This window comes from Fluoribacter dumoffii NY 23, assembly GCF_000236165.1.
Classification (GTDB): domain Bacteria; phylum Pseudomonadota; class Gammaproteobacteria; order Legionellales; family Legionellaceae; genus Legionella; species Legionella dumoffii.
Genome location: NZ_CM001373.1, coordinates 44792 through 51300 on the forward strand (window position 1 = coordinate 44792; position 6509 = coordinate 51300).

Sequence of the window (6509 nt, forward strand, 5' to 3'; positions counted from 1 at the left end):
CCAGAGAGGCTGCATTAACTTTGAATAAATTGATTGATGGTTAGGGTTAAGCGGTGAACCAATTCATCAATTTCCTTTTCGGTAATAATCAATGGGGGTAAAAGCCGTACTACAGTATCGGCCGTCACATTAAACAAAATGCCATTGGCAAGTCCCAGTAAACGGGCATCCATAGCAGGTCGATCGAGTTCAATGCCAATCATATAACCTTTACCGCGAATTCCTTTTACACCTGGATGTTCACCAAGATTCTTGATTAATTTTTCCATGAGCAAGGCACTATTTTTGGTAACCTTTTCACAAATTTTATCGCGCTCTATGATCTCCAATACAGTAAGCGCGGTCGCGCACGCCAGGGGATTTCCGCCAAAAGTCGAGCCATGATTTCCTGGTTTAAACAAGTCTTTTGCCCGCTTACTCATCAGGCAAGCACCTATAGGCATCCCGTTCCCCAAACCTTTGGCTGTAGTAAGGACATCAGGTTGTATATCATAGTGCATGTAGGTAAAAAGTTTTCCTGTCCGGCCATTTCCAGTTTGAATCTCATCGAGAATAAGCATCCAGTCATGTTGTTCACAGAGTTTGGCAAGAGCGCGAAGATAACTTTCTTCTGCAGCATAAATTCCACCTTCTCCCTGAATCGGTTCCAGCATTACCGCAACAACATCTTCTCTATTTGCAGCAATAGTGTGTATGGCTTCTAAATCATTAAAAGGAGCGCGAATAAATCCCGGTACCAGAGGCTCAAAACCTGCTTGTACTTTTCTGCTTCCTGATGCCGTTAAAGTTGCCATAGTGCGGCCATGAAATGCTCTTTCCATAACAATGATCGAAGGAGTTTCTATTCCCTTTTTATGGCCAAAAAGGCGGGTTAGCTTGATGGCTGCTTCGTTGGCTTCAGCGCCTGAATTGGCAAAAAAAGCCTGCTCCATTCCCGTCATGGCGGTGAGTTTTTTTGCGAGTAATTCTTGTTCTTTTATGTGGAAGGTGTTGGACGTATGGATGAGTTTAGCCGCTTGCCGCTGTATCGTTTCTGTTACCTCAGGATGGGCATGTCCTAGACCGCAAACCGCTATCCCGCTCAAACCGTCAAGATAGGCTTTTCCTTGTTCGTCATACAACCAAACTCCTTCTCCATGAGTAAAAGTTATCGGCATGGGATTGTAACTTGTAATTAAAGCCATAATATTTTCCTTAAAACTGAAGGATCTCCACTCATAATTATCTCTCCCGGAAGGGAGAGATAAGGTGAGAGCACATTATAGCCATAACTTTCTTTTTCACGCTACATGAGCAGCAAGTTGCTCAGTAAAAAGAATTCATTTATTTCATATTGCTGGATACAAAATCCCAGTTGACCAACTTCCAGAATGCTGAGACGTAATCAGGACGTGCATTTCGATAGTCGATATAATACGCATGTTCCCACACATCGCAAGTCAATAAGGCAGTTAAGCCCTCAGTCATTGGTGTACCTGCGTTGCTTGTGCTGATAATTTTTAGATCGCCATTATCTTCTTGTACAAGCCAAGCCCATCCAGAACCAAACGTAGAGATCGCAGTTTGGGTAAATTTTTCTTTAAACTCACTAAACGAGCCAAAATGCTTGTTAAGCGCTTCGGCTAATTTGCCTTGGGGTTCATTGCCACCGTTAGGGCTTAGGCAATGCCAATAAAATGTGTGATTCCAAACTTGTGCCGCGTTGTTAAAGATCCCGCCTTTTGATTTCTTGATGATCTCTTCCAGATTCATGGACTCGAATTCAGTCCCGGGAATTAATTTATTCAAATTAGTGACATAAGCTTGATGATGCTTGCCATAATGATATTCGAGTGTTTCACGGGAAATATGGGGTTCCAACGCGTCTTTGGCGTAAGGTAATTCAGGCAATGTAAAGGTCATCCTAATCTCCAATTTTTTTATTCTGGGGGATAAGTGTAGCAGGAAGGCTATGATATTCAATGAAGATTATCCATAATGTAAAAAAAAGCAGTATTCAGTGGATAATTACTCTGTTCATTGGCGGAAAATTAGCGGAATTAATTTGCAACAGGGAACGTTTTTTAAGATTTTTATTGTGTATTATTAGATCAAATGGAGCATTAGTTGGCTTTTAGAGCAGGATCTGTTACTCTATCCTGCTAAAAAATTTTATTGGTTGCGGCCCTTACGGGTTTTCGCGATAATGGTGTAATTCATTTTACAATTTAAGGTGTGTGCGTGGATACTTTAGAAAAAATTAAAAAGCAAATAGCAGATAATGCGATTCTGCTTTATATGAAAGGCTCGCCGAAAATGCCCCAATGCGGGTTTTCTGCGCGTGCGGTACAATGCATCGAGGCGTGTGGTGTAGATTTTGCCTATGTAGATGTGCTCGCCAATCCTGATATTCGCCAAACGTTACCTCAGTATTCTGATTGGCCTACTTTTCCTCAATTGTATGTGAAGGGAGAGTTAATCGGTGGTTCCGATATCATTGCTGAGTTATTCCAACAAGGCGAATTGGAAACCATGCTGCGAGATGCGATAACAGCGTAAAATATCATAAATATAACTATAATGATGGAGATCATAGAATGAGTGTATTAGTGGGACGCAAAGCCCCTGATTTTACCGTAGCTGCTGTTATGGCTAATGGTGAAATTATGGATAAATTTAATTTACACGAGCATTTAAAAGGTAAGTATGGTCTCGTGTTTTTTTATCCTCTTGATTTTACTTTTGTATGCCCTTCTGAATTGATTGCTTTGGATCATCGTATCGAAGAATTCAAAAGCCGTAATGTTGAAGTGGTTGCTGTATCTATTGATTCACACTTTACGCATAATGCGTACAGAAATACTCCTGTAAATAAGGGAGGTATAGGACCTGTTCGATTTACTATGGCAGCTGATATAAACCATAGTATTTGCCAATCTTATGGTGTTGAGCATCCAGCGGCAGGTGTTGCTTTCCGCGGTGCATTCATCATCGATACGAATGGCATGGTTCGTTCACAAATCGTTAATGATTTGCCAATTGGCCGTAATATGGATGAACTTATAAGAATTATTGATGCAGTACAACACTTTGAAGAGAATGGTGAAGTGTGTCCTGCTGGCTGGCAAAAAGGTAAAGCCGGGATGAAAGCGTCCACAGAAGGGGTTGCTGCTTATTTATCCGAGCATTCTGAAACATTGTAAACTGTTGATAAACCCGGGTGCTGCATGCAGTGGCCCGGGAATTTATTGTTATGCCTTCTAACTCTCTTCCATCCAAATTATTTCTTTTCCCGCATACCTTTCCACAGGTTAACCATGTGGCAGAACAAATCTGCTGTTTTTTCTGCGTCATAAATAGCTGAATGTGCTTCCTGAGCATCAAATTGGATTCCTGCTGCCTGTGCCGCTTTGGCTAAAACCGTTTGTCCAAAAATGAATCCACCAAGTGTTGCGGTATCAAAGCAAGTGAAGGCATGGAATGGCGATTTGACCCCCGTTCTTTTAATTGCTTCCTTGATAAACAATAAATCAAACCAGGCATTATGGCCGACCAAGACGGCGCGCTGGCATTGGGTTTTCTTGAGCGCCGCAAAAATAGGTTTAAACAGATTTTCCAAAGCTGATTTTTCATCTATGGCAAAACGTAGCGGTTGGTAGGGATCAATTTGATTGAACTCCAGAGATTTCTCATCCAGTTCGGCCCCATGAAAAGGTAAAATATGTTCAAAATAACTGGCACCCCGGTAAAGATTGCCTTGTTCATCCATTAAAATGAGGACAATACACATTTCCAGCAAGGCATTTTTGTAGGGATCTACCCCTGCGGTTTCTACATCGATAACCACAGGTAGAAAACCCCGAAAGCGTTCTTTTAAGTTCATGCAGGGGAAATTTTTAGGCAAGTTCATGCACACTCCATTGAATGGTTTCCCCGGCAGCAATGGGAACGACCTGACTGGAACCAAAAGGTAGGAAATCGGGTATCGTTTGCGGGGATTTAATCAATTCAAGGCGTTGTTCATTGATAGGTAATTGATAAAATTCAGCGCCAAAACGACTGAGAAAATCATTAAGTTGTTTGAGTTGACCCATTTCATCAAAGACCTGAGCGTATAAAGCGAGCGCGAATGGAGCAGAGTAAATTCCGGCACAGCCACAGGCACTCTCTTTTGCACTTACACTGTGTGGTGCACTGTCTGTTCCTGCAAAAAACTTGGGGTTGCCGCTGCAGGCAGCATGCTGCAACGCTTTTTGATCGTTTTCATGTTTCAAGACAGGTAAACAGTAATAGTGCGGCCTGAGTCCGCCAGCGAGCAATTTATTTCGATTATATAATAAATGATGAGGGGTAATTGTCGCGGTGACAGTTGCCGGAGCTTCGGTTACATAGTCAACCGCAGCCTGGGTCGATATATGCTCCAGGACAATCCTTAGCTTGGGGAAGTTGGTGACAATGGGCTTTAAGTACTCATCAATAAATAAAGATTCACGTTCAAAAATATCACTATGAGTCACTTCCCCATGGATTTGCAGTACCAGATTATTGTTCTGCATGACTTCAAGGAGCGGATAAAGATCCTTGAGCGATTTTGCCCCGGCTTCCGAGTTTGTTGTCGCCCCCGCAGGATACAGTTTCGCTCCCAGGATGTACGGGATTGCGGCTGCAAGGTGAAATTCCTCGGCATGCACCGAGTCGTTTAGATAAAAAGTCATATAAGGTTCAAAAGCATTTCCTTCAGGAAGCGCCTGCAAAATTCTGTTTCTGTACTCGTCAAGGGAGCGTAATGTAGTCAGAGCCGGTTTAAGATTCGGCATGATTAACGCACGAGCAAAATGTTGTGCGCTATCGGGTACCGTATGTTGCAGCATCTCGTTATCCCGCAGATGGACATGCCAATCGTCAGGACGAGTAATTATTAGAGTTTGCATAGTAAAGATTCCTGCGTTTTTGCCGATATCTAAGGATATCACGAAAAAAGCTGCAGGAATGAAAAAAAGATGGCATTTGTAGATCACAAAGGACAATTTCTAACAAGCATTGCCTTGAGTGCCTTACTGACACTTAGCTCGGGTTATTCAATGACGCAAATGCATTTTGCAAACCCATTAGGGGCAAAGGGATGGCGTGTTAGCCGCAATCCAATCCGATGCGGGTTATCACTTACTATTCCAAATTACGGCATCGCCTATTTCGAACAATATGCGGCAAAACCGCCTCATTTTATTTTGCGTACTTGGGATGAAGTACAACGGTTTCTCCCTGGAAAAATCTTTATAAAAGCCCCCGTCTGGAAACCGGAAGTTCCTCCAGCATTGATAGGGCAAATGGTAGTCAAACCGGGCGAATTCGGCCTTTATCTCAAACGCGAGGCTGCTTTGAAACTGCTGGCATTTTTATTGAAAGGATATGAACCAAATTTCAGTTATCGTGCCGAAACCGGTTTCACCACAACAGTTGCCCTCTCACCAGTCGGATTTCAGAAACCCTACTCACGGTATCAAGAGTGTATTGGAAATCTGTTGCCATTTGATTATCAACAAATAAGGGAGAGTGTGTTTCATTATAAAGAAGATGGAAGGGATTTGACTGATGCTTATAAGGAACAATTGCGTCGGATTGCTCGATATGTGGATGCAGATCCTCAAATAAAAGAAATAAGAGTGATTGGTTATGCTGATGCAAATGGTCGTAAAGGATATAACAATGCAATATCTGAAGAAAGAGCCCGTGAAGTCAAAAATTATCTCCTAAAACTTGGGGTGCCTAAAGAAAAACTTTATGTAACCTGGGTTGGTGAGCTGGATCCGATAGCAAGAAATGATACAGACGCAGGGCGGGCAGCAAATCGCAGGGTCGTTATTACTCTTGTTAAGAAATAAGCAGGGGAAGAAAATAACTCAATTTATTTTGTTAATTGAGGAATTTAATAAAAAAAGTGTTTGCAAGTTTTAATATATTCACTATAGTAATAAACCTTGTTCTGCCCTTTGTGACCCAAGTTTCTGGATTGAGATGCCATGAGAACAACTGGTGCAGAAAAATCCAAAGAATTGCCATGCTGCTCAAAAAAGATATCCAATGAATAAAAAAGGCATATCTACTTGAAAAATATTAAATTTTTTTATTAAATCTTCTTGACTTATTCTATTCCACTGCTAATACTCACACTGTTGCATGCATCGACCTGAAGCGACGAAGGCATGCTAATGACAACTCCTAGTAGAGAGTTATCAATGAAATAGGAAATAATAATAATTTATGCGGAGACATAAGCATGTTAAGTTTAAAGAAAACAACTTTAGCTATTTTAGCTTTGGGCAGCAGTTCACTGTTTGCAGGGACTATGGGTCCTGTTTGCACACCAGGTAATGTTACTGTTCCTTGCCCAAGCACTGGATGGGACATTGGCGGCCAGGCATTAGTATTGCAAACAATGACCGATAACGATGTTACATTAGATCTGGATTTTGCTCCAACAGGCGTTTCTATCGACACTGAATTAGACGCTCAATGGAACTGGGGATTCC

At 41.8% G+C, this 6509-nt stretch carries 8 protein-coding genes; 4 read left to right on the forward strand and 4 right to left on the reverse strand.

What is annotated here, in order from left to right; genetic code table 11:
• Positions 1 to 14: 14 nt before the first annotated feature.
• Both KYQ_RS00175 and sodB read right to left on the reverse strand, forming a co-directional pair.
• On the reverse strand, positions 15 to 1184 hold the full coding sequence (locus KYQ_RS00175) for an aspartate aminotransferase family protein (protein WP_019349424.1): 1170 nt from the start codon (positions 1182 to 1184) through the stop codon (positions 15 to 17).
• A gap of 139 nt (positions 1185 to 1323) precedes the next feature.
• Positions 1324 to 1902 carry a superoxide dismutase [Fe] gene (sodB, locus tag KYQ_RS00180; RefSeq protein WP_010652157.1) on the reverse strand — a complete coding sequence of 193 codons (579 nt, stop codon included), beginning with the start codon at positions 1900 to 1902 and terminating at the stop codon, positions 1324 to 1326.
• A 318-nt stretch (positions 1903 to 2220) separates the two neighbouring features.
• Between sodB and grxD the strand changes: the two genes are divergently transcribed.
• Complete coding sequence (gene grxD, locus KYQ_RS00190) at positions 2221 to 2538, forward strand: Grx4 family monothiol glutaredoxin (RefSeq protein ID WP_010652159.1); 318 nt, start codon at positions 2221 to 2223, stop codon at positions 2536 to 2538.
• Between the two features lie 38 nt (positions 2539 to 2576).
• On the forward strand, positions 2577 to 3182 hold the full coding sequence (locus KYQ_RS00195) for a peroxiredoxin (RefSeq protein ID WP_010652160.1): 606 nt from the start codon (positions 2577 to 2579) through the stop codon (positions 3180 to 3182).
• 77 nt (positions 3183 to 3259) lie between these two features.
• Here KYQ_RS00195 and rnt read toward each other — a convergent pair whose 3' ends face one another.
• Positions 3260 to 3889, reverse strand: a complete 630-nt coding sequence (rnt, locus tag KYQ_RS00200) for a ribonuclease T (RefSeq protein ID WP_019349426.1) — start codon at positions 3887 to 3889, stop codon at positions 3260 to 3262.
• Positions 3876 to 4910, reverse strand: coding sequence for a dihydroorotase (gene pyrC, locus KYQ_RS00205; RefSeq protein WP_019349427.1), 1035 nt, complete (start codon positions 4908 to 4910; stop codon positions 3876 to 3878). The genes rnt and pyrC overlap by 14 nt, the downstream gene beginning before the upstream one ends.
• A gap of 69 nt (positions 4911 to 4979) precedes the next feature.
• On the opposite strand from pyrC, the gene KYQ_RS00210 reads away from it, so the two are divergent.
• The gene (locus KYQ_RS00210) at positions 4980 to 5861 is read left to right on the forward strand and encodes a flagellar protein MotY (protein WP_010652167.1); all 882 of its coding nucleotides are present in this window, start codon (positions 4980 to 4982) and stop codon (positions 5859 to 5861) included.
• A gap of 395 nt (positions 5862 to 6256) precedes the next feature.
• On the forward strand, positions 6257 to 6509 hold a 253-nt coding region (locus KYQ_RS18090; RefSeq protein ID WP_035748814.1), incomplete at its 3' end, for an Lpg1974 family pore-forming outer membrane protein.

Excerpts from the sequence above, each read along its gene's own strand:
- KYQ_RS00175 (WP_019349424.1), bottom strand. The coding sequence starts at position 1,184 with ATGGCTTTAATTACAAGTTACAATCCCATGCCGATAACTTTTACTCAT.
- sodB (WP_010652157.1), bottom strand. The coding sequence starts at position 1,902 with ATGACCTTTACATTGCCTGAATTACCTTACGCCAAAGACGCGTTGGAA.
- KYQ_RS00195 (WP_010652160.1), top strand. The coding sequence starts at position 2,577 with ATGAGTGTATTAGTGGGACGCAAAGCCCCTGATTTTACCGTAGCTGCT.
- rnt (WP_019349426.1), bottom strand. The coding sequence starts at position 3,889 with ATGAACTTGCCTAAAAATTTCCCCTGCATGAACTTAAAAGAACGCTTT.
- pyrC (WP_019349427.1), bottom strand. The coding sequence starts at position 4,910 with ATGCAAACTCTAATAATTACTCGTCCTGACGATTGGCATGTCCATCTG.
- KYQ_RS00210 (WP_010652167.1), top strand. The coding sequence starts at position 4,980 with ATGGCATTTGTAGATCACAAAGGACAATTTCTAACAAGCATTGCCTTG.